General features: G+C 39.9%; 21 protein-coding genes. 14 read left to right on the top strand and 7 right to left on the bottom strand.

Annotated features, from left to right (window positions below):
• The first annotated feature begins 40 nt into the window (after positions 1-40).
• Positions 41-784: a DUF547 domain-containing protein gene (locus CHB71_RS02375; RefSeq protein WP_089355275.1), complete on the top strand. Its 744-nt coding sequence runs from the start codon at positions 41-43 to the stop codon at positions 782-784.
• Between the two features lie 75 nt (positions 785-859).
• Here CHB71_RS02375 and CHB71_RS02380 read toward each other — a convergent pair whose 3' ends face one another.
• Positions 860-2,170, bottom strand: a complete 1,311-nt coding sequence (locus tag CHB71_RS02380) for a UDP-glucose dehydrogenase family protein (RefSeq protein ID WP_089355276.1) — start codon at positions 2,168-2,170, stop codon at positions 860-862.
• A gap of 129 nt (positions 2,171-2,299) precedes the next feature.
• Between CHB71_RS02380 and CHB71_RS02385 the strand changes: the two genes are divergently transcribed.
• The 4 genes from CHB71_RS02385 (at position 2,300) to hpf (ending at position 4,984) form a co-directional block, all read left to right on the top strand.
• Entirely contained in the window at positions 2,300-3,460 is a 1,161-nt protein-coding gene (locus CHB71_RS02385; protein ID WP_089355277.1) for an acyl-CoA dehydrogenase family protein, read from the top strand.
• Positions 3,461-3,512: 52 nt separating this feature from the next.
• Positions 3,513-3,707: a 30S ribosomal protein S21 gene (rpsU, locus tag CHB71_RS02390; protein ID WP_089355604.1), complete on the top strand. Its 195-nt coding sequence runs from the start codon at positions 3,513-3,515 to the stop codon at positions 3,705-3,707.
• A 63-nt stretch (positions 3,708-3,770) separates the two neighbouring features.
• Positions 3,771-4,658, top strand: a complete 888-nt coding sequence (locus CHB71_RS02395; protein WP_245811203.1) for a tyrosine-type recombinase/integrase — start codon at positions 3,771-3,773, stop codon at positions 4,656-4,658.
• Positions 4,659-4,684: 26 nt separating this feature from the next.
• The gene (hpf, locus tag CHB71_RS02400) at positions 4,685-4,984 is read left to right on the top strand and encodes a ribosome hibernation-promoting factor, HPF/YfiA family (RefSeq protein ID WP_089355606.1); all 300 of its coding nucleotides are present in this window, start codon (positions 4,685-4,687) and stop codon (positions 4,982-4,984) included.
• Between the two features lie 71 nt (positions 4,985-5,055).
• On the opposite strand, the gene CHB71_RS02405 is transcribed toward hpf, so the two are convergent.
• The 6 genes from CHB71_RS02405 to fumC all read right to left on the bottom strand — a co-directional run bounded on the left by CHB71_RS02405 (position 5,056) and on the right by fumC (position 11,378).
• Positions 5,056-5,679 carry a thioredoxin family protein gene (locus CHB71_RS02405; protein WP_089355607.1) on the bottom strand — a complete coding sequence of 208 codons (624 nt, stop codon included), beginning with the start codon at positions 5,677-5,679 and terminating at the stop codon, positions 5,056-5,058.
• 15 nt (positions 5,680-5,694) lie between these two features.
• Positions 5,695-6,165 (bottom strand): TlpA family protein disulfide reductase, encoded by a 471-nt coding sequence (locus CHB71_RS02410; RefSeq protein WP_089355278.1) that lies wholly within the window; start codon positions 6,163-6,165, stop codon positions 5,695-5,697.
• Positions 6,166-6,564: 399 nt separating this feature from the next.
• The gene (locus tag CHB71_RS02415) at positions 6,565-8,358 is read right to left on the bottom strand and encodes a chloride channel protein (RefSeq protein ID WP_089355279.1); all 1,794 of its coding nucleotides are present in this window, start codon (positions 8,356-8,358) and stop codon (positions 6,565-6,567) included.
• A gap of 48 nt (positions 8,359-8,406) precedes the next feature.
• On the bottom strand, positions 8,407-9,198 hold the full coding sequence (gene map, locus CHB71_RS02420; RefSeq protein ID WP_089355280.1) for a type I methionyl aminopeptidase: 792 nt from the start codon (positions 9,196-9,198) through the stop codon (positions 8,407-8,409).
• 82 nt (positions 9,199-9,280) lie between these two features.
• Positions 9,281-9,898, bottom strand: a complete 618-nt coding sequence (locus CHB71_RS02425; RefSeq protein WP_089355281.1) for an SPOR domain-containing protein — start codon at positions 9,896-9,898, stop codon at positions 9,281-9,283.
• A gap of 76 nt (positions 9,899-9,974) precedes the next feature.
• On the bottom strand, positions 9,975-11,378 hold the full coding sequence (gene fumC / locus CHB71_RS02430; RefSeq protein ID WP_089355282.1) for a class II fumarate hydratase: 1,404 nt from the start codon (positions 11,376-11,378) through the stop codon (positions 9,975-9,977).
• Positions 11,379-11,513: 135 nt separating this feature from the next.
• Between fumC and CHB71_RS02435 the strand changes: the two genes are divergently transcribed.
• From CHB71_RS02435 to CHB71_RS02475, 9 genes are all read left to right on the top strand, one after another.
• Positions 11,514-12,149, top strand: a complete 636-nt coding sequence (locus CHB71_RS02435; protein WP_089355283.1) for a response regulator transcription factor — start codon at positions 11,514-11,516, stop codon at positions 12,147-12,149.
• 57 nt (positions 12,150-12,206) lie between these two features.
• Positions 12,207-12,368, top strand: a complete 162-nt coding sequence (locus CHB71_RS18780; protein ID WP_179213286.1) for a hypothetical protein — start codon at positions 12,207-12,209, stop codon at positions 12,366-12,368.
• 80 nt (positions 12,369-12,448) lie between these two features.
• Positions 12,449-13,684 (top strand): tetratricopeptide repeat protein, encoded by a 1,236-nt coding sequence (locus tag CHB71_RS02440; RefSeq protein ID WP_144017306.1) that lies wholly within the window; start codon positions 12,449-12,451, stop codon positions 13,682-13,684.
• 189 nt (positions 13,685-13,873) lie between these two features.
• On the top strand, positions 13,874-15,094 hold the full coding sequence (locus tag CHB71_RS02445) for a DUF4856 domain-containing protein (protein ID WP_245811204.1): 1,221 nt from the start codon (positions 13,874-13,876) through the stop codon (positions 15,092-15,094).
• Positions 15,095-15,153: 59 nt separating this feature from the next.
• Complete coding sequence (locus CHB71_RS02450) at positions 15,154-16,275, top strand: imelysin family protein (protein WP_089355285.1); 1,122 nt, start codon at positions 15,154-15,156, stop codon at positions 16,273-16,275.
• Positions 16,276-16,339: 64 nt separating this feature from the next.
• A complete protein-coding gene (locus tag CHB71_RS02455) occupies positions 16,340-17,767 on the top strand; it encodes an HTTM domain-containing protein (RefSeq protein ID WP_089355286.1) in 1,428 nt (475 codons plus the stop codon).
• Positions 17,748-20,225 (top strand): TonB-dependent receptor, encoded by a 2,478-nt coding sequence (locus tag CHB71_RS02460; protein WP_089355287.1) that lies wholly within the window; start codon positions 17,748-17,750, stop codon positions 20,223-20,225. Before CHB71_RS02455 ends, CHB71_RS02460 begins: the two co-directional genes overlap by 20 nt.
• A complete protein-coding gene (locus CHB71_RS02465) occupies positions 20,222-20,674 on the top strand; it encodes a hypothetical protein (RefSeq protein ID WP_089355288.1) in 453 nt (150 codons plus the stop codon). Before CHB71_RS02460 ends, CHB71_RS02465 begins: the two co-directional genes overlap by 4 nt.
• A gap of 305 nt (positions 20,675-20,979) precedes the next feature.
• Positions 20,980-21,315, top strand: coding sequence for a hypothetical protein (locus tag CHB71_RS02475; protein ID WP_089355290.1), 336 nt, complete (start codon positions 20,980-20,982; stop codon positions 21,313-21,315).
• The last annotated feature ends 18 nt before the right edge of the window (positions 21,316-21,333 follow it).

Consider the following 21,333-nt stretch of genomic DNA (forward strand, 5'->3'; position numbering starts at 1 on the left):
TCTGTCAATGACGTTTGTTAAGCATTAAATACAAATTAATATGATGAATCTAGCCGTATTTATAGTTACAACTTTTCTTACGATCAGCCTATTTGCTCAAAGAGGGGTATCGCATAAATCATACGATGAACTACTTCAGAAATATGTTGATGAGGAAGGAATGGTTGATTACAAAGGGCTAAAGGCTGACCGTTCTAAGCTAAAATCCTATTTAAGTATACTTGAAAACAATCCTCCGCAAAAGTCCTGGACAAGAGATCAAAAATTGGCTTATTGGATCAATGCATATAATGCTTTTACCCTTGAGCTGATTTTGGAACATTATCCGGTAGCTAGCATAAAAGATATTGGTTCTACAATTAAGATACCGTTTGTCAGTACCGCATGGGATATCAAGTTTATCAATATCGGTGATGAAGAATATGACCTGAACAACCTCGAGCATGGAATTATACGAAAAGAATTTGACGAACCTCGAATTCATTTTGCCCTGGTTTGTGCAGCAGTTTCCTGTCCAAAATTGCAGAATCGTGCGTATACGCCTGAACAGCTTGATAGCCAGTTAACTAAAGCGGCCAAAGAGTTTTTGGCAAATCCTGCTAAGAACGAATTCAAGAACTCAAATCAGGCCACTCTCTCCAAACTTTTCAATTGGTATGGAGGTGACTTTAACAATAATGGTACACTGATTGAATACATCAATCAGTATTCTTCCACCAAGTTGAGCAAAGACGCAGATATTGAATGGAAAGATTATGATTGGGCGCTCAATGAACAGAAATAAGTAGACATAAAAACACCAAAAAAAAATGCCCAACCATCATGGTTGGGCATTTTTAAAAAAAAAAGTTTATCGCTTTTACTTAACAATTCTTCTTCCGATGCTGTGGTATTCAAAACCGAGCTCTTCCATTTGTTGGAGGTCATAAAGGTTCCTACCGTCAAAGATCACTTTATTCTTTAATGCTGAATTGATTTTGTCAAACTCAGGTGTCCTGAAAATAGGCCACTCAGTCATAATCATGAGTGCATCTGCATCTTTCAATGCATCATATTGATCATCTGCGAAATGAATATCATCTCCAAATACTCCTTTTACATTTTCCATAGCTTCAGGATCATATGCATTCACTTTTGCTCCAAGGCTCAAAAGTGTCTTGATGTTTTCAAGAGCTGGTGCTTCTCTGATGTCATCTGTGTATGGCTTAAAGGCCAGACCCCAAACAGCGATGGTTTTTCCTTTTAGATCACCACCAAAGTAATTTTTCAAAGGGTCTACTAACCTTTGTTTCTGGTTTTCATTGACTTCCATTACGGAATTAAGAATTCTGAAATCATAGTCTACTTCATTTGATGACCTGGCTAGGGCCTGAACATCTTTCGGAAAGCAGCTGCCACCATATCCGATTCCTGCAAACAAAAAACGATTCCCAATTCGTGTATCTGTTCCTATTCCTTTTCTCACTTTATCTACATCTGCTCCAAGGAGCTCACATAGATTGGCGATTTCATTCATGAAGGTGATTTTTGTGGCTAAGAATGAATTTGCAGCATACTTAGTGAGCTCAGCAGAGCGTACATCCATGAAAATGATTGGGTTTCCTTGTCTTACAAATGGAGCATATAGCTTCTCCATTAGCTTAATCGACTTCTCTGATTCTGCTCCGATCACAACACGATCAGGTTTCATAAAGTCATCAACTGCCACACCTTCTCTAAGGAATTCAGGATTAGAAACCACTTCAAAATCCACCTTAGCTCCAGCTTTGACCTTAGCGGTTACTTTTTCAGCCGTTCCGACCGGGACTGTACTTTTATCAACTATCACCGTGTAGTCTTCCAGCATAGGGCCAAGATCCTCTGCTACCCTAAGTACGTATTGCAAATCAGCTGACCCGTCCTCTCCAGGAGGAGTAGGAAGTGCAAGGAAGATTATTTGAGCTCCTTTGATACCTTCTTCGAGGCTAGTTGTGAACTCAAGACGCCCTTGTCTGATGTTCCTTTCAAAAAGAGCTTCCAAGCCGGGCTCATATATGGTGATTTGCTTATTGTTAAGCTTTTCTACTTTCTTTTCATCAATGTCAATGCATGTAACATGATTGCCTGTTTCTGCAAAGCAGGTACCAGTTACCAATCCGACATACCCAGTTCCAACAACTGCTATTTTCATAAGTATATAATTAATCTAAACGGGCGCAAAAGTAACGAGGGATTTTTAGATGGGAACAGGTTAATGTTATTTTTAGACGAACAAGATTAGTAATTTTGCGTTCCCAAATAAGCAAATATTAAAAACAGCATGTCAACAGCAACGACCCAACCCGAGGAAGTGAATGAGAATAAGGAGATGATCGCCCAAATGGTACGAGATTTTTGTGCCAAGGAAATAGAGCCTAACAAAATGAAGTGGGATGAATCACAAGAATTCCCAATTGAGACGTTTCGAAAAATGGGTGAATTAGGATTGCTAGGGGTGCTGGTTCCTCAGGAATATGGTGGAGCTGGATTTGGCTACCATGAATATGTGACTGCAATCATAGAGTTGTCTAAGGTGGATGGGTCGATTGGTCTTTCTATGGCTGCACACAATTCATTATGTACAGGTCACATCTTGCAGCATGGTAGTCAAGAACAGAAGAAAAAATATTTACCAAAACTGGCAACAGGTGAGTGGATAGGAGCCTGGGGGTTAACTGAGCCAAATACTGGTTCTGATGCTGGGAATATGAAGACTGTTGCTGAAAAAGATGGTGACGAGTGGGTTCTTAATGGCGCCAAGAATTTTATCACTCATGGAAATTCCGGAAATGTAGCTGTAGTAATTGCCCGGACCGGAGAGGCAGGCAAGTCAAGGAATGCTAGTGCATTTATAGTGGAACGAACAAACCCTGGATTTAAACAAGGAAGAAAAGAGGACAAACTGGGGATGAGAGCTTCTGAAACCTCAGAGATGATCTTTGAAGATTGCCGAATTCCTTCTGAAAACCTGATTGGTGAAGTGGGCCAGGGATTTGTCCAGGCACTAAAAGTTCTTGATGGAGGAAGAATATCAATCGCAGCATTAGGGTGTGGGATTGCTGAAGGAGCTCTTGAAGCGGCTATAGCCTATTCAAAGGAACGAGAACAATTTGGTAAACCAATATCAGCTTTCCAGGGCATATCATTCAAAATAGCAGACATGGCAATGAAAGTAGAAGCGGCAAAATTATTGACATATCAGTCTGCGGAACTTAAAAATCAAGGTAAGGATGTGAATCGTGAATCAGCAATGGCAAAGCTGTATTCTTCAGAAATAGCTGTTGAGGTAGCAAATGACGGAGTACAAATTTTTGGTGGATATGGATACACGAAAGACTATCCGGCCGAAAAGTACTATCGTGATGCTAAGCTTTGCACCATTGGTGAAGGAACATCAGAGATTCAAAAGGTTGTAATTGCTAGAACCTTATTGAATCAATAATTGTAATGCATAAAAAATGCTGCTATATTTGCGGCCCATTAAAAATTCTGAAATGTTAATAATCAACGTTAAAGAGAACGAGTCAATAGACCGAGCACTTAAAAGATTCAAGAAGAAATTCGAGAAGACTGGCGTACTTAGAGAGCTAAGATCTAGAACCCACTTCAAAAAGCCTTCAGTTGCTAGAAGAGAAGAGGTTATCAAAGCAAGGTATATCCAGCAAATCAGAGACGAGGAAAATAAATAGCCTCATCTCCTTCTTCTTCACCTAAGATTTTAATAAGTTTAGTATTCATCCCGAAATATCGGGATGGTGCTGCTTATGGTGGAGACCTTCCTAAAATATCTTTCCTTCGAAAAACGCTACAGTCCCCACACTGTACAGGCTTATCGGAAAGATTTACTACAGTTTTCAGAATTCATTCTTGCGGAATTTGAAATTAGCGACTTGTTGGAAGTCAAGCACATTCAAATTCGAGGTTGGGTTGTTTCTTTAATGGATTTAGGAATATCAGCTAAATCTGTAAATAGAAAAATTGCTACCCTAAAATCCTTCTACAAATTTCTGTTGGGGAGAGAGTACATTGAACAGAATCCAGCAGCCCAGATTAAACCCTTAAAAACCAAGAAGGAGCTCCCGACTTTTGTTAAGGAAGATGAGATAACCAATCTTTTGGATCGAATCGAATTTTCAGATGATTTTGCTGGTCAGCGCGATAAGCTATTACTTGAATTACTGTACTCTACTGGAATACGATTGGCCGAACTCCAGGGTCTTAAGGAGACAGATGTTAATTTTTATGAAAATACGATTCGAGTATTAGGAAAAAGGAATAAAGAACGTATCATACCGGTTGGAAATTCGTTAGTACAATTAATACGAATCTATCAAAACCAAAAAGATCAAATGGGCATTAGTGGGGATATATTATTGGTTACAGATGCCGGAACTCCTCTATACCCAATGTTCATATACCGTAAGGTCAAAAAGTACCTAAGTGCGGTTACTACGCTTAGCAAAAAGAGTCCTCATGTACTGAGACACACTTTTGCAACTCATTTATTAAACAAAGGGGCAGACTTGAATGCTGTGAAGGATTTACTGGGTCACACCAGTTTAGCAGCAACACAGGTCTATACCCACAATTCAATAGATAAGCTTAAGGCTGCCTTTGATCAGGCACACCCTAAAGCTTAATGTATAACCTTTTAAACGTGACAGACATGAAGTTACAGATGCATTCCATTCACTTCGACGCAGACGCTAAGCTGCTCGATTTTATCCAGAAAAAAGTTGATAAACTTGAGACTTTTTATGACAGAATCATCGACGGGGAGGTATTTCTCCGAGTTGAAAAAGACGATTCCAAGGAAAATAAAATCGTAGAGATTAAACTGAATGGTCCGAAAAACCAGTTTTTCTCGAAGGAAAAGTCACGCTCATTTGAGGCAGGTGCAGACGCTGCGGTTGAAGCCCTCAGGCGACAGCTTAAAAAACATAAAGAGAAAGTATTGGCGCATTAAGTAACAACATAAACCCAAATAAAAAGCCCCATCTGCAATTGCGGATGGGGCTTTTTATTTATTCTTTTAAATTAGCTTTTCCATTTGATCGTGCAGCCGATCGCTCTCTTTTCCGTAATTTCAGGCGACTTCCCTGCCATAACTGCATCAATCGCATCTTCAACATAAGTTTCTGAAACATCAGATGGGTCATTAGGGCTGTTATCAATTGCACCAATAAACTCAACCTTATATTTATCATTAGCTTCCTTGCTTAAAACATAGACATGAGGCGTTTTTGTAGCACCAAATGCTTTAGCAACCTCCTGACTGTCGTCTCTAAGATATGGAAAGGTATAGCCTTTATTTTTCGCTCTTTTTTTCATTTCATCCATGGTGTCACCTGGCTGCTGAGAAACATCATTTGGATTGATAGCAATAACAGGGAAACCTTGGGCTGCATATTTTTTGTCCAGATCCACAATACGGGATTCATATGCTTTTGCGTAAGGGCAGGTGTTGCACGTGAAAATGACAACAAATCCCTTAGCATCAGAATAGTCAGACATTGACACCATTTTCCCATCGATGTTGGGGAGTTTAAAATCTTTGGCGTAATCACCAACGTCATAACCAGCCACTGGTTCAGACGCATTCATAAAAAGGACAGCAACAACAGCCATCACTCCCACGAGTAAAATAAAAGTTCGTTTCATGGTTTTAGACATTGATTAATTCAAATATTTTTTAACAGTTTTCTCTAGTTCTTCTTTTGTAAACGCTTTTTCATGGAAATACGTTTTCCCAAGGTCAGTAACAAATAATGTTGCAGGTATTGCTCCGGACCATTCCTGGCTAACCTTTCCCATATAGTCATCCGGATCTTTCTCATCCAGGAAGAGAACATCCGATTGTAAGGATTTTTTGCTTACAAATTTTTGCACCCTTTCCAGCTCATTCTGAAAATCGATACTTACAAGGTAAACCTTGACATTATTATTGTTCGATTCTAAATTATCAAAATGTGGTAATTCTTTGATACACGGCCCACACCATGTTGCCCAAAAATTAAAAACAGTTAAAGGTGCTTCAGTGTATAGCATCTTTTTTTGCAGGTCTGAAAACTTCACCACTTCAACATTTTGAGCGGATAGTTGCAATGAGATCAACACGAAGATTGTAAAAATTGCTTTCTTCATCATTCTACATACGAAATTACTATAATCAGGTTTTTTAGAAGTCCTGCTGTTTTTTTAAATTGAACAAATCATAGATGATCATTCGAATTTACCATCATGAATCGCCATATGACGCATGACATGTCATATTCTAAAGAATGAACTTGGTAATACAGTAATTTCACGAGTAGCAGCAGTAATTGCCAGTTACGAAAATTCTCGATTTAGCAGATACCAGGCCTCCAAATGATTCTAGTTAAACTTATCCACAAAACCGACCACTTATCCACAATTATTTACTGATTCATTGTAATTAATTGACAATCAATTAATTATGAATAATTATGAATAATTTCATTTTGTTGATAACTATAGATGAATGCATTTAAAACACTGAATACCAGCAGCTTATCAGATGATAAATTATTCAGCAGTTTGTCTTATCAGCTTTTTACGATAAGCATTGAATATGCGTGACTTTGAAATAAAACCAACATATTTTCCATTATCGATAACTGGCAAATTCCATGCTTGGGTGACTTCAAACTTATTCATCACCGATTGCATTTTTTCTTGAGGTGAAACTCTTGCAGGAGGTTTCTGCATTATCGTTTTTACAATCACGTTTTGCCTGGATTCATCATCAAACATCATCTCCCTGATATCATCAAGGGTTACAATTCCTTCAAGTTCCTTTTGATCATTCACTACTGGGAATATGTTTCTTTTACTCTTCATAACCAGACTAACCAGATCATTAAGAGTTGCTTCAGGATGAATGATTAATAAGTCTTTCTCTACTATTTTCTTGAGGTCAATCAAACTCAGGACAATTTGATCTTTATCGTACTGGATTAGATCACCCGTTTCAATCAATCGCTTTGTATAGATGCTATGCTTTTCGAAATATGAAATGGTGCTGAATGAGATAGCCGATACAAGCATCAACGGAACGAACAATTCATAACCGCTGGTGATCTCGGCGATAAGGAATATTGCGGTAAGTGGAGCGTGTAAAACACCACTCATAACTCCACACATTCCTACTAACGTAAAATTGCTTGTACTTAAAGAGGTATTAAGAAGTGAATTGGAAGTAGTGCTAAATACAAATCCAGATAGGCCTCCCATGAATAATGACGGTGCAAATATTCCTCCACTACCTCCTGCGCCGATGGTCAATGCTGTAGCCATTGGCTTAACTAGCAGAATGAGGATTAGGAAGATTATTATTGAAGCCTGATACTCTGAAAATTCATAAAGAAAGCTATGATGAAAGACATCAGCAGTGTTACCCACTAGCAAACTTTTGATCGTGTCGTATCCTTCTCCATATATGGGTGGAAAAGTAAGGATGATTAAAGCCAATGAAAGACCACCAACTGCTGCTCTTCCAAAGTCGTTCTTAAGCTTTTTGATCCCCCCCTCAAATACGTACATAATTCGAGTAAAGTAAAGTGATATCAGGCCACAAGCTGCTCCAAAAATCAGGTAATAACCCGTCTCACCAGCTATAAAGCTTTCTGTTAGTTTGAATGAAAACAAAATGTCCTCGCCTAACAAAACAAGCGCTACCAGTTGCCCACAGACAGAGGCAATTAATAATGGAATGAATCGACTTATTTTGACCTCAGTGAGAATAACTTCCATGGCGAATATGACACCCGTCACTGGTGAGTTAAAGATGGCGGAAATTGCTCCGGCAGCCCCGCACCCAAGAAGCACAGTTCTGTTTTTATAACCCAGGTGAAAAAGCTTGGCCAGGTTTGATCCAATGGCCGATCCGGTAACAACAATTGGTGCCTCCAGGCCTACAGACCCACCAAAACCAACTGTAATTGCACTCGTGACCATCCTGGAGTACATTCTGGTCCGTCTCATAATACTCGAGTTCTTGGAAATCGAATATAGTATTTGAGTGATTCCATGTCCAAGGCTTTCTTTGAATAGATACTTAGCTACAAAAACGGTAAGAAGAATCCCGACAAGCGGATAGCCCAGGTATAGATAGTTAAAGCCGAAGAGGTTTAAATTGAGTTCCAGGTAGTGAATGATAGCATGTACTGCGCTTTTAAGAATAACTGCTGCAAGACCTGAAAAAAGACCTATCAGGCCGGCGGTAATGAGCAAAAAGTTATTATCACTGATATGCTTAATACGCCATACCAGAAACTTCATCATTACAGTACTGAAGGTGCCTTTACTTTGGTTAGCCATTATTAATTTGAAGCAAAGGTATACCTAAGATCCAGCCTGCAAAAAGCATCAGACGATCACAGCGTTTTTCTTTTCCAGCGCCTCTTCTACGTACTTAAATGTAGATAACACCTCCGGTTTGCCATCAACAACTGCTACATCATGCTCAAAATGTGCAGAAGGCTTTTTGTCTGCTGTTATAATCGTCCAGCCGTCATTAAGCTGAATAACCCTTCTGGTACCCATGTTTATCATTGGTTCAATTGCGACTACAAGACCTTCTTGAATTTTACTGCCACGTCCTCTTTTACCAAAATTCGGTACCTCAGGAGATTCGTGCATTTTTCTTCCTAGCCCATGCCCAACCAACTCTCTTACAACTCCATATCCATGATTTTCTGCATGCTGCTGGATTGCAAAACTCAGGTCACCGATTCTATTGCCAACGACAAGTTGTTCAATGCCCTTATCCAAACATTCTTTGGTGACACGCAACAATTTTTTCACATCGTCAGCTATCTCACCTACAGCAAATGTGTAGGCATGATCTCCATAATATTCATTTTTTAGCACCCCAATATCCACACCTACAACATCACCTTCTTCTAGTGGCCTATCTGTTGGGATTCCATGAACCACTTGCTCATTTACCGAGGTGATTATTGATTTGGGGTAGTCATATAATCCAAGAAAAGCGGGCACTCCTCCATGATCCCTAATAAACTCATCTGCAATTTTATCCAATTCCAGAGGAGTAACACCTGGCTCTATTTTTTCAGCCATCACTCCAAGAGTTTTGGATACAATGAGGGCGCTCTCCCTCATTATTTCTATCTCTTCTCTAGTCTTATACTTTATCATGCTTCCGCAAAAATACAAACAAAAAACCCTGGTCAAGGCTTAGCTTTGACCAGGGTTATATTTTTTAACTTAATTGGATTTTTTACGACTTTTTAGTCACTCCTTCAAGTACTTCTTTGATTGGTACTCGGACACCATCTTTATATGATACAACCCAAGCGTCTTTCACACCCATTGCTCTCAAGTGTTTCTTGAATGTGTCAGCTTCCCAATAATCTCTGAATACGCCGATGGTAAATTTTTGCAAGCCGTCTTTATTTTCAGCTCCAAAATTTGCTGAGTTGTCATACTTAGATAGATCTTCCTTCTTGCCATAAGCTCCAAGTTGTACCTTGAAGACTACACCCTTATTCTCCTCAATATTTCCACCCGTATTATTACTTGCAATATTCTCAGCAGGTTTTGCGCTCTGCAATCTTGAGAGCTCCTCCCTTAAATCTCCAATTTGAGATTGATAAGTGAGTATTTGCTCATCTTTATCTGCAATCCTGTCATCTATATTACCAAGCTCAGTTTTTAAACTTGTAACCTGACCTTTCAAAGATTTATTCTCATCCAGAAGCTGCTTGTACTGCTCCGGCTCTAATTTTTTAATTCTTTTCTTCCACTCTTTCTTTTCTTTTTTATCCATTTGAGCATTTGCTTCAAAAGCAAACACACAGCAGAGTGCCAGTGCGATAAGTGATATTGATTTTTTCATCTTCCTGTGAAATTGGTTTTTTCTGCAATCATTAATGTTACTAAAGTACAAAAATCTCTTGATAATGGATAATGAATCACTTTTTTAACGACCCAATCATATCTTCAGGCTTAACCCAATCCGTGAACTGTTCATCCGTAACAAGTCCTAATTCAATAGCTGCTTTTCGGAGAGTTGTACCTTCTTTGTGAGCCTTTTTGGCAATTTTAGCTGCATTTTCGTAACCGATGTGAGTATTGAGAGCAGTTACCAGCATCAATGAATTTTCGAGTTTTTCTTTGATTACCTCATGATTTGGCTCGATTCCTATTGCACAATTATCATTGAATGATTCGCATGCATCGCCCAATAATCTGGCAGAATTGAGTAGGTTGAACACCATCATCGGCTTGAATACATTCAATTCAAAGTGGCCGGTCATTCCACCGGCAGAGATGGCTACATCGTTTCCAATCACTTGAGCACACACCATGGTGAGAGCTTCACACTGAGTAGGATTCACTTTACCGGGCATGATTGAGGAGCCGGGTTCATTCTCAGGAATAATTATTTCTCCAATACCACTTCTTGGTCCGGAGCAAAGCATTCGAATGTCATTTCCAATTTTCATTAGGCTTACTGCGAGTTGCTTCAGCGCACCATGTGTTTCCACTATAGCATCATGAGCGGCTAACGCTTCGAATTTATTTTCTGCCGTTCGCATTGGCATACCGGAATACTTGGCAATTTTTTCAGCTACAAGGACATCATATCCTTCTGGGGTGTTTAGTCCTGTTCCTACAGCCGTTCCACCCAGTGCTAATTCAGAAAGGTGATCTAGTGTATTATTAAGTGCCTTCAGGGCATGATCCAACTGAGAAACATAACCTGAAAACTCTTGTCCAAGGCTAAGTGGAGTTGCATCCATGAAATGCGTACGTCCAATTTTAACACAAGACTCAAATGATTTAGATTTTTTGTCTAACGTTTCCCGCAGATTTTTAACTTTTGGAATTGTGTTTTCCACAACCATTTTATAGCTGGCAATGTGCATGGCAGTTGGAAAAGTGTCATTTGAACTCTGGCTCTTATTTACATCATCATTCGGATGAATGACTTTTTTATCATCAGAAAGTGAGCCACCATTCAATACGTGAGCACGATTGGCGATTACCTCGTTCGAGTTCATGTTTGATTGAGTACCCGAACCTGTTTGCCAAACAACAAGCGGAAACTGATCATCCAGCTTACCTTCAAGAATTTCATCACAAACTTTCCCAATCAACTCAGCTTTTTCCTTTGAAAGAACACCTAGCTCTGCATTAGTTTCAGCAGCAGATTTTTTGAGGATGGCAAAGGCCCTGGTGATTTCAATAGGCATCTGATTTTTTTCTCCACCGATTTTGAAATTATCTCTGGATCGTTGCGTCTGTGCTCCCCAGTATTTATCGGCAGGTACTTTTACTTCACCCATCGTATCATGTTCTATTCGGTATTCCATCTTGTTTTTAATTTATTCTGATTTACATCTACAAAATTAACACCTGAGGACTCTTTTCAATTTCAAATGAAATGAATTTTGCGTAATCAAATTTCTCGGGATACTTTTGTTTAGAATCATTCTAAATAATAGCATTTGGCAACTTCTGTTCTTTTAGCAGACTTTCAATATTTAACCCGCCAGGGAATTGCGTCATTGATCAAAGCAATGCCTGGATTTGAGCTTATAAAGATGGTTGATACACAAAATCAATTGATTGAACAAGCTGAATCAATCAATCCTGACCTGATTATAATTGATATTACAGATAAGGATAAAGAGCTCATTCCCAAATTAAGATTACTGAAAGATTCCCTGTCCAGTCATTTCCTGGTTATCTCCAATAGCCAGACAAAAGATTCGATTCAGGAGTTGTTAACAATGGGTATTAAAGGCATTCTGACTAAAAACTGCAGTGAGGAGGAAATTATTAGTGGATTGCGGGCAGTAGCTCTGGGCAACCGCTTCTTTTGCAATAATATTCTGGATTTGGTAGTGGAGCATCCTTCCGAAGAAGACAATTGTGAGCCGACTACATTAAGCCCCAGGGAATTTGAAGTGCTTGAATTGATTACCAAAGGGCTCACGACTGCTCAAATAGCAGATCACCTACATTTGAGTATCCACACCATTAATTCACACAGGAAAAACACACTAAAAAAATTAAATCTCAATTCACCTACTGAGCTGGTTGTCTACGCTTTAGAGACAGGATTAGTTAAAAATTCCTAATATCACCTCTTACATTTCGTTATCTTTCAATTTTAAAACCAATAAAATTTTAACGTTATGAAAAGAGCACTATGGACAGTAGGAGCAATTGTTATTCTAGGAATGGCAACTATCTCATGTGAAACAACCTCAAACCTTGAAGATGTAGTAGTGGAAGATACAAGGATGGATCCGGATGGCGATAAGGATGATGTAAAAGAAAAGCCCGGTTCAAATTGAACTTGCGTTATCAGTAATTTTTCAGGAAAGGCAGATGATTTTAATCTGTCTTTTTTTATGTTTGAAAGGTGTATGCTTTCGTGACGTATTTATTTTTTGGCCTTTTCTCCATCATTTTTGGTTTTGGAGAGAAAGAAGTGGACGAATTACATGAGAGTGCTTATGAGTTTCTTGAGACAAATCCAAGTCTTGCAATGTCTCTAGCTGATTCGGCACTGGAAATGTCGAATCAGATTTCATACGCAAAGGGTGTCGCAAATTCTTTTTTCATAAAGGCTTATCTGTACGACGAAAAGAATGAATTAGATGAAGCGCTTTTGTTTTATCTGAAAGCTTCGAATGAATACGATAAATTGAAAGATCATGATGCCGTAAAAAGCAATATGATGGTTATTGTAAACATAGGAAGCATCTTAAGACGAAATAATAAATATGATGAATCAATAAAGTATTATCAAAAAGGATTGCAGCTGGCAACAGAAAATTCATACCCAAAACGTAGGATGAATTTATACTACAATATTGCCTCAGCATTGCATGATAAAGGGGATTTAGCACTTGCCTCTTCCTACCTTTTAAAGTCCATTGAGTTGGCTAAAACTCATGAATACGACTGGATGCTAGTTAAATCCTGGAACTTATTGGGTTGGATTCTAAAGGACAATGGAGACTTTGATCAGTCCAGATTTTATTACAATAAAATAATCAAATTCCCACAAGCGCAAAGTGAAATGATAGCCAAGGCATATCATAATAAAGCGGTCACTTATTTTCTAGAGAATAATTATGACGAAGCAGGCAATCTTTACCACAAATCGCTTTCACTTAAACAAGAGAATGAGAATCCAGAGTCCACATTTCGAACTACCAAAGAGTTGGCCAGACTTTATATTTACACAGAAGATTGGAGCCAGGCTGAAATCTTTGCTTTAAGGAGTGAAAAACTGTATAAACATATTGTCAATCAACCTGATGCCTTTGAAGTTTTCCATTTATTGGATACCATTTACTACTCTAAAGGGGATTACCAGAAAGCTCAGCAATATTCAAGCAAGTACGTTCAGGAATCTAAGTTATTTTTTGATAAGCAGAACACACTGATAAGACTAAAAGACCAATTTAAAACAGATTTGATCGTGGCGGGTTTTGAGCAGGAATTGCGAGCAGAAGAGCAGAGAGCTGCTATGCTTACCTGGATTTATGCATTGTTGGTTATGAGTTTGTTTACGGTATCTCTTCTTTATATCCGCAGAATCATGCTAAAGCGGACAATCAGACAAGCAATGAGTGCTCTCGAAGGAGAACTTAATATATAGATTTATACATTCCTCTAATCACTAGTAGTAATGAACCCCTCACTATAAGTAGTGATTATACTCGCCAATTTTAGTGAGTAAAAATTCCCCATCTATAGCGATTGTCTGAAATCGCCACTACAACCACATTTGCATTGTTTAGAATCGTTCTAAATAGAATTGACTAACATATTTTTGCAAACTCAAATAATGATGAACATTACTACAATAAAAAACTGGGCGGTGGCCCTTTTTTCAATTACAATATTAACTAGCTGTGGGGATGATGATCCGGGTATCGTCATCAATGAGCCTGCGACTTATGTCTTTGAGAGAAATGGTGAATCAACAGTTTCTTTTAGTGGGCAAACAACAAGAACTTTAATGGCAGAAGAGATTTTGTCTGCATTCAAGGATCCAACCAAGTCTCAGCAGACAATTGATGCAATGTTTGCTCATACGGAAGGAAGCGCTGACTTTACCAATGCTGACCTTAATGTCTCAGATAAAAGCGTTCGCAGCAAAACAGCTGCATCTAGTGACTTGTTTTCTTCAAACACAGCATTATCAGCTGAAATAAAGTCTGATTTTGATAGCTGGATTGCAGAGCAAGTAGATACAGTTTTTCCCAACTGGGAACTTGAAGCAAGTGTCGGGGTGGCCGGACAAATTCAAGAGGCTGGCGGGGGTTCTATTCGATATGTGAACGGAAAGGGGCTTGAGCTAAATCAGGCTTTTAACAAAGGATTGATCGGTGCATTGTTCGTAGATCAGATTGTCAACAATTATGTGAGTACTTCGGTACTTGATGCAGGTAACAATGTTCCTGAGAATAACGCTGGAGTCTTGTCCGAAGGAAAATCGTACACCAACATGGAGCACAAGTGGGATGAAGCCTATGGTTATGCCTATGCGAAAGCCGCGGACGAAACAGATCCAAATGCTACTCTTGGTGAGAATGACAGCTTCCTGTACAAATACATTGGAAGAGTTGAAGGAGACGAAGATTTTACAGGAATTGCGGACGAAATCTACAATGCCTTCAAGCTCGGTCGAGCGGCAATTGTTGCCGGTGACTATGAGGTAAGAGATGTCCAGGCTGAAATAATCCGGGAAAAAATATCAACTGTGATTGCTGTTCGAGCGGTTTACTACCTGCAGCAAGGAAAAGCTGGACTGGAACAGGAAACGGTTGATTACGCTTCTGTTTTTCACAGTTTGTCAGAAGGTCTTGGGTTTGTATACGGTCTTCAGTTTACCCGTCAGCCAAATAGCGAATCGCCCTACTTCACCAATGCGGAAGTAAATGCAATGATGGACGATTTGATGACAAGAAATGGATTCTGGGACGTGTCAACAACCACACTCGATGATATTTCAAACGACATTGCTGCTAAATTTTCCTTCACTGTGGAGGAAGCCGGGAGCTAAAAAAAGAATGATAGGGGGGTTGAAAGACTCCCTTTAAGTGTTTTAGAAAATTGGGAAGAATGAAGAAAACATATGTGATTTTTAAACTGATTGCTCTTGCAGGCATGATACTAATCGGATGCTCCGAAGATGAAAATGGGCCGGCAACAGACAATTTTGATCGCAAGGCCATGTTGGAAAACTGGGCAGATCATATCATTGTCCCGGGCTATGAATCGTATGTTTCATCTTTAGGGGAGCTGAATGCAAAGGCTGAAACCTTCACCACTACTCCAACACTTGAAAATTTGACATCTTTAAAAGGTGCATGGCTTAACTCAAATCTTGCTTGGCAAAAGGTAGCTATGTTCGAGATCGGGAAGGCAGAGGCAATCACGTTGATCAATTTCACCAATATTTATCCGACTAACACTGAAGACCTACTTAAAACCATAGAATCAGGGGATTACGACCTGACATCCATCAGCAAGCAGGATGAACAAGGATTTCCAGCCATTGAGTATTTGATTTATGGAGTTCGTGATACTGATCAGGCCATAGTGGATTTGTATGCTCAGGAAATGGTCAATCATCCGTATAAGATCTTTTTACTTGATCTCACTAATCGGTTAGAGACACTTGCCCAATCAGTATTGGATGACTGGAAAAATGGCTACAGAGACACCTTCGTTAACAATAGTGGTTCAGAAGCAACCTCTTCGGTCAACAAGCTGGTAAACGATTACATCTTCTATTACGAGAAACATCTAAGAGCAGGTAAAATCGGAATTCCGGCTGGTGTTTTCACTGGAACTGTTGCTCCAGAAAAAGTGGAAGGTTATTACAGTGGGAAATCAAAAGAGCTTTTCATGGCCGGATTGGATGCAATGAGTGCATTTTTTAATGGAAAGTCGCCGGATTCTAACCTTGCAGTAGAAGGAGAAGGGCTAAAAACGTATCTGGATTTTGTACAGGGCATAAATGAAGGAGAGGATATTGGAGAATTGATTAACGCGCAATTTGATTTGGCAAAAACCAAAGCTGAAGCATTGAATGATGATTTTGCTCAGCAGATTGAGAGTGACAACATGCTCATGTTGGAAGCATACGATGAGCTCCAAAAGAATGTCATTAACATGAAGGTGGACATGCTGCAAGCACTCAATATTCGGGTGGACTATGTGGATGCCGATGGTGATTAACTCATCACATTATTGCAAGGTATTCGGAAGATGCCGGAACAAGTCCGACAATTGGCCCTAACAAATGACATCAATTCAAACATATATCAACCAAACAACAAAGGCTGCCCCACTGGCAGTCTTTCGCATTTTCTTTGGCTTGATGATGTTCATCAGTATCATTCGATTTTGGGCGAATGGATGGATTGAAAAACTATACATAGAACCGACCTTCTTCTTTTCCTATTACGGTTTTGAGTGGGTGAAGCCACTGGGTGATTTCACTTATGTACTGTTCACCTTATGCGGCATATCTGCATTGGCGGTTGCGGTTGGTTTTCGCTATAGAATAGCCATTGTGATCTTCTTCCTCAGCTTCACCTACATCGAGCTGATGGATAAAACCACCTATCTCAATCACTATTATTTTGTAAGTGTGCTTAGCTTCCTGATGATCTTTTTGCCCGCAGAAAAATACTTTTCATGGGATGCTAAAAAAGGTGGAGCATCAGAATTAGTTCCGAAATGGAGTATCGATAGCGTCAAACTACTGTTAGGAATTGTATACTTCTATGCAGGCTTAGCCAAATTGAACTCAGACTGGTTATTTCGAGCCATGCCATTGAAGATATGGTTGCCCGGACGATACGACATACCTATACTGGGAGACTTTCTCCATCAGGAATGGGTCATCTATGCATTTAGCTGGGGAGGAGCTCTATATGATCTAACCATTCCATTCTTATTGCTTTGGAAGCGGTCGAGACTCTTTGCATTTGTTTTAGTGGTTGTCTTTCATGTTCTCACCCGAGTGCTGTTCCCAATCGGCATGTTCCCATATATTATGATCGTTAGCGCACTCATCTTCTTTGATGCGAGCGTGCATGAGTGGATTATTAGAAAGATCAGTGTTGTTTTTAACGTCATTTCTCACCTGACCAGCCGTCAGGCTGGTCAGGTGAGAAATCCCATTCCATTGGAAAAACATTATCAATCCCAAGAAAGATTTCTCCCTTCGGTCGAAATGACGGTTGAAAAAGAAAAGGAGTCTCCAAAATGGAAACTGACCATCCTCGCTATTTTCTTCACCATCCAACTCCTCCTTCCCTGGCGATACCTTATGTATCCGGGAGAGCTATTCTGGACCGAAGAAGGCTTTCGGTTTTCATGGCGAGTGATGCTGATGGAAAAGGCAGGCTATGCCAACTTCAAAATAGTAGATCGGACAAACAATGAAACTTTTTACATTGACAACAGTGACTTTTTGACCTCTTTTCAGGAGAAACAAATGTCATTTCAGCCGGATTTTATCCTGGATTATGCGCACTATCTTCGCGATCATTTTGCTGCGCAGGGAAAGGAAGTGGAGGTCTATGTGGAAAGCTATGTTGCATTAAATGGACGTAGGAGCCAACCATATATCGACCCTTCAGTTGATTTGGCAAACCAAAAAAAATCTTTCAAACACAAAAACTGGATACTTCCATTCAAGGATGAGATTAAAGGGATTTAAGCTGGCATTTGTATGGACTTTGATGACTGGCCCACTTATGGCTCAGTTTACTTTGTCAGGAACCATCGTAGATGCGGAGAGCGGAAATCCAATAAGCAAAGCGGAGGTTTATGATCGCAACTCCAGCCAGCTGACCAGCACCAGCAGATCCGGATATTTTGAGATTCACAATCTCGAGCCGGGGAATCATCAGATAGTAGTGATGTCTCTGGAATATCAAACACTGGAAAGTGAAATTGTCCTAAATGGAGATCGTGAAATCACTATTCCGATGGAAGTCTTTCAGCAAGAACTTTCCGAGGTGGTGATCAGTCGAAAGCGGGAAGAAATTTTTGCATTGAATCGACTTCAGCCTGTAGAAGGAACGGCCATTTATGCAGGAAAGAAATCGGAAGTTGTGCTGCTTGATCAGATGGTAGGAAATGCAGCAACTAACAACGCCCGACAAATTTATTCGCAGGTGGTTGGGCTGAACATTTACGAAAGTATCGACGCGGGATTACAATTGAATGTTGGAGGGCGGGGGCTGGATCCAAACCGAACATCCAATTTCAATACCAGGCAAAATGGATATGACATCAGTGCAGATGTGCTGGGATATCCCGAAAGCTACTACACTCCACCGGCCGAAGCACTTAGTGAAATTCAAGTGGTAAGAGGGGCTGCATCCTTACAGTATGGAACCCAATTTGGTGGCCTGATCAACTTCAAAATGAAGCAACCGGCCGACAAGCCAATTGAGTTGGTATCACGGCAATCGGTAGGTTCATTCGGACTGTTCAATTCGTTTAATTCACTGAGCGGTACTATGGGTAACTTCTCCTATTACACTTATTTCAACTACAAGACCGGGGATGGATTCAGGTCCAACGCAGGATTCGATTCTAAAAATTATTTTGGAAGCTTTGGTTATGCGTTTTCGGAGCGTACATCTGCCACCTTGGAATTTACCTCACTGAATTACCTTGCTCAGCAGCCTGGCGGACTTACTGATCCGTGGTTTCAGTCAGATTCTGCCTATACGGTCAGTAACCGATCCCGAAACTGGTTTGAGGTAAACTGGAAGCTTTACGCGCTAAAGCTTGAACACAAACTGACAACTAGAACCGATTTGAGTCTCACCTTATTTGGTTTGGATGCCGAGCGTAATGCGGTTGGATTCAGAGGCGATCCACGTGAACTCAATGCGAACCCCATCACTCAGGAAGATGAACAAGAGCCCAATGGAAGCTATGTGTATTCCAGAGATCTGATCCGGGGACAATTTCAAAATTGGGGTGCAGAAGCGCGCTTTCTCACCCGTTACGCCCTAGGAAGAAAAGATGCGGTTTTGCTTTTAGGTTCCAAGTATTATCATGCAAATAACACGAGTCGACAGGGGCCGGGAAGCAGAGGCACTGGCGCAGATTTTGATTTTACTCTCGAGGAGAATCCAAATTATGTTAACCAATCAGATTTTGAGTTTCCAAATAGAAACCTGGCCATTTTCGGAGAAAATATACTCTTCATCAACGACCGTCTTTCAATCACACCAGGTTTTCGATATGAGTTCATTAGAACGGCTAGCAAGGGAACCTACAATGTAGAGGATATAGACCTGGCTCGTAATGTGACACCTTTAGGAGATAGTACGGATAATCGCACATTTGAACGATCTTTTGTATTACTGGGAATAGGACTTAGCTACTCACCTTCTGATAATTTTGAATTGTACGCAAACGTGTCTGAGAACTATCGATCCGTGACATTTTCCGATATCAGAATCACAAATCCTACCTTCTCGATTGACCCTAATATCAGCGATGAGGAGGGCTACACATTTGATATGGGTATTCGTGGAAAATGGCATGAATTAATTTCCTATGATGTGGGTCTTTTCAGCATGCTCTACAAAAATCGAATAGGAGTAATTTTTGATGATCGGGCTAAAAGAGTTCGGGGAAATATTGGAGATGCACTGATTATAGGCCTGGAATTTTTTGCTGACGTAAACCTGGCTAAACCGATTAAACTTCCGACAGACACTTATAAATTGAACTTGTTTGTGAATGCTGCGGCAACAGAATCAGAATACCTGCAATCTGACGACAACAATGTGGCTGGCAAGAAAGTGGAATTCATTCCACAGGTCAATATGAAAACAGGTTTGAGATTTGGCTACAGGAATTTGTTAGGTAGTTTTCAGTTTACTTACTTGTCTGAGCAATACACGGATGTAGAAAATTCACCGATTCCTGATGGGAGCAATAATCGGAATGGACTGATTGGAGAAATTCCGGCTTACAGCATAATGGACCTATCACTTTCCTATGTCATTGATCGTTTCAAGATCGAAACAGGAGTAAACAATTTATTGGACGAGAAGTATTTTACTCGGAGAGCGACAGGTTATCCGGGCCCGGGGATTATCCCATCTGAACCAAGAAATTATTACTTAACGCTGCAATTGAAGTTATGAAATATGCAAGTCTCTTGTTTCTGGTAGTATCCCTGTTTTCCTGTTCTCAAAAAAAGAAGAAAAAGGAAGTGGAGGCATATCCTGTCCTCGAAACCATGGGATATTATCAGCGTTTTTCTCAAAAGCTTTGGCTTGCAGGCATCAATAAAAACTGGGAATTGGCTGACTTTTATACCCATGAACTGGAGGAGGTGACGGAGCATTTAATTGAGGGAGATGTAATTCACGATGACTACAATCTCAGCAATCTCACAGTACAAATGTTGCTACCAAAAATTGAGAAAGTAGAGGAGGCCATTCGACAAAAAGACGAAGTACTCTTTTTAGACAATTACAAGCTAATGATCAGCTCCTGTAACCTGTGCCACAATACCACAAAGCACAATTTCATCAAAATCACCACGCCCAATGATTCCTCGATTTGGAATCAGAATTTTTCACTTGACTAAATGTATTTTTTAGAAATGTTCTAATAAGTGCCTGTCGCCGCTGGCGACTTTAGAATAATTCTAAATAAGCTTGGAACATTGGTGAACTGGATTTACGTTTGCGTTGTATTTAGATAGATTCTAAATAAGGATTAATTGAATGAGTAGTATCCCTTTACAGCTTCCGGTTTCCAAGCTCTATGAAGAGCACCTTCAAAAGAATAAAAAGAAGGGTAAAAAGTTGAAAGCTGAGTGCTGTTTCAAGTACATGAAAAAGAAAGGAAAATACTGCAAGTCATGTCCAACATTACACGCAATGTGCAAGAATGCAGGAAGAGATATATAAAACGAAAAGCGCTTCAATCGCGCAATGCGAGCATACAGACTCGTTTTTGCTGATGTACGATCAGGAAGAGATCGCATTTAAGCTGTGTGATTTGTATGTTTTCCGCAAGAGCATCATGGGTTTTGATATTATGGAATTGCTGGAAAGTTCTGCTCCTGATGTAGAGATTGTGCACCTTCCTCACTGTGATCGTTTTTTGGTTCTTTCTCTTCGTGAGATACTGGAATTTAGAGAGCTTCTAAACGGAACGTTCGATACCTTAGCACTTAATAGTGCTGTTCAGAGGATTCTACGAAAGAACGTATTCAACTTTTGATCAGTTGTATTAAAGGAA

The organism is Ekhidna lutea (assembly GCF_900188325.1).
Classification (GTDB): Bacteria; Bacteroidota; Bacteroidia; order Cytophagales; family Cyclobacteriaceae; genus Ekhidna; species Ekhidna lutea.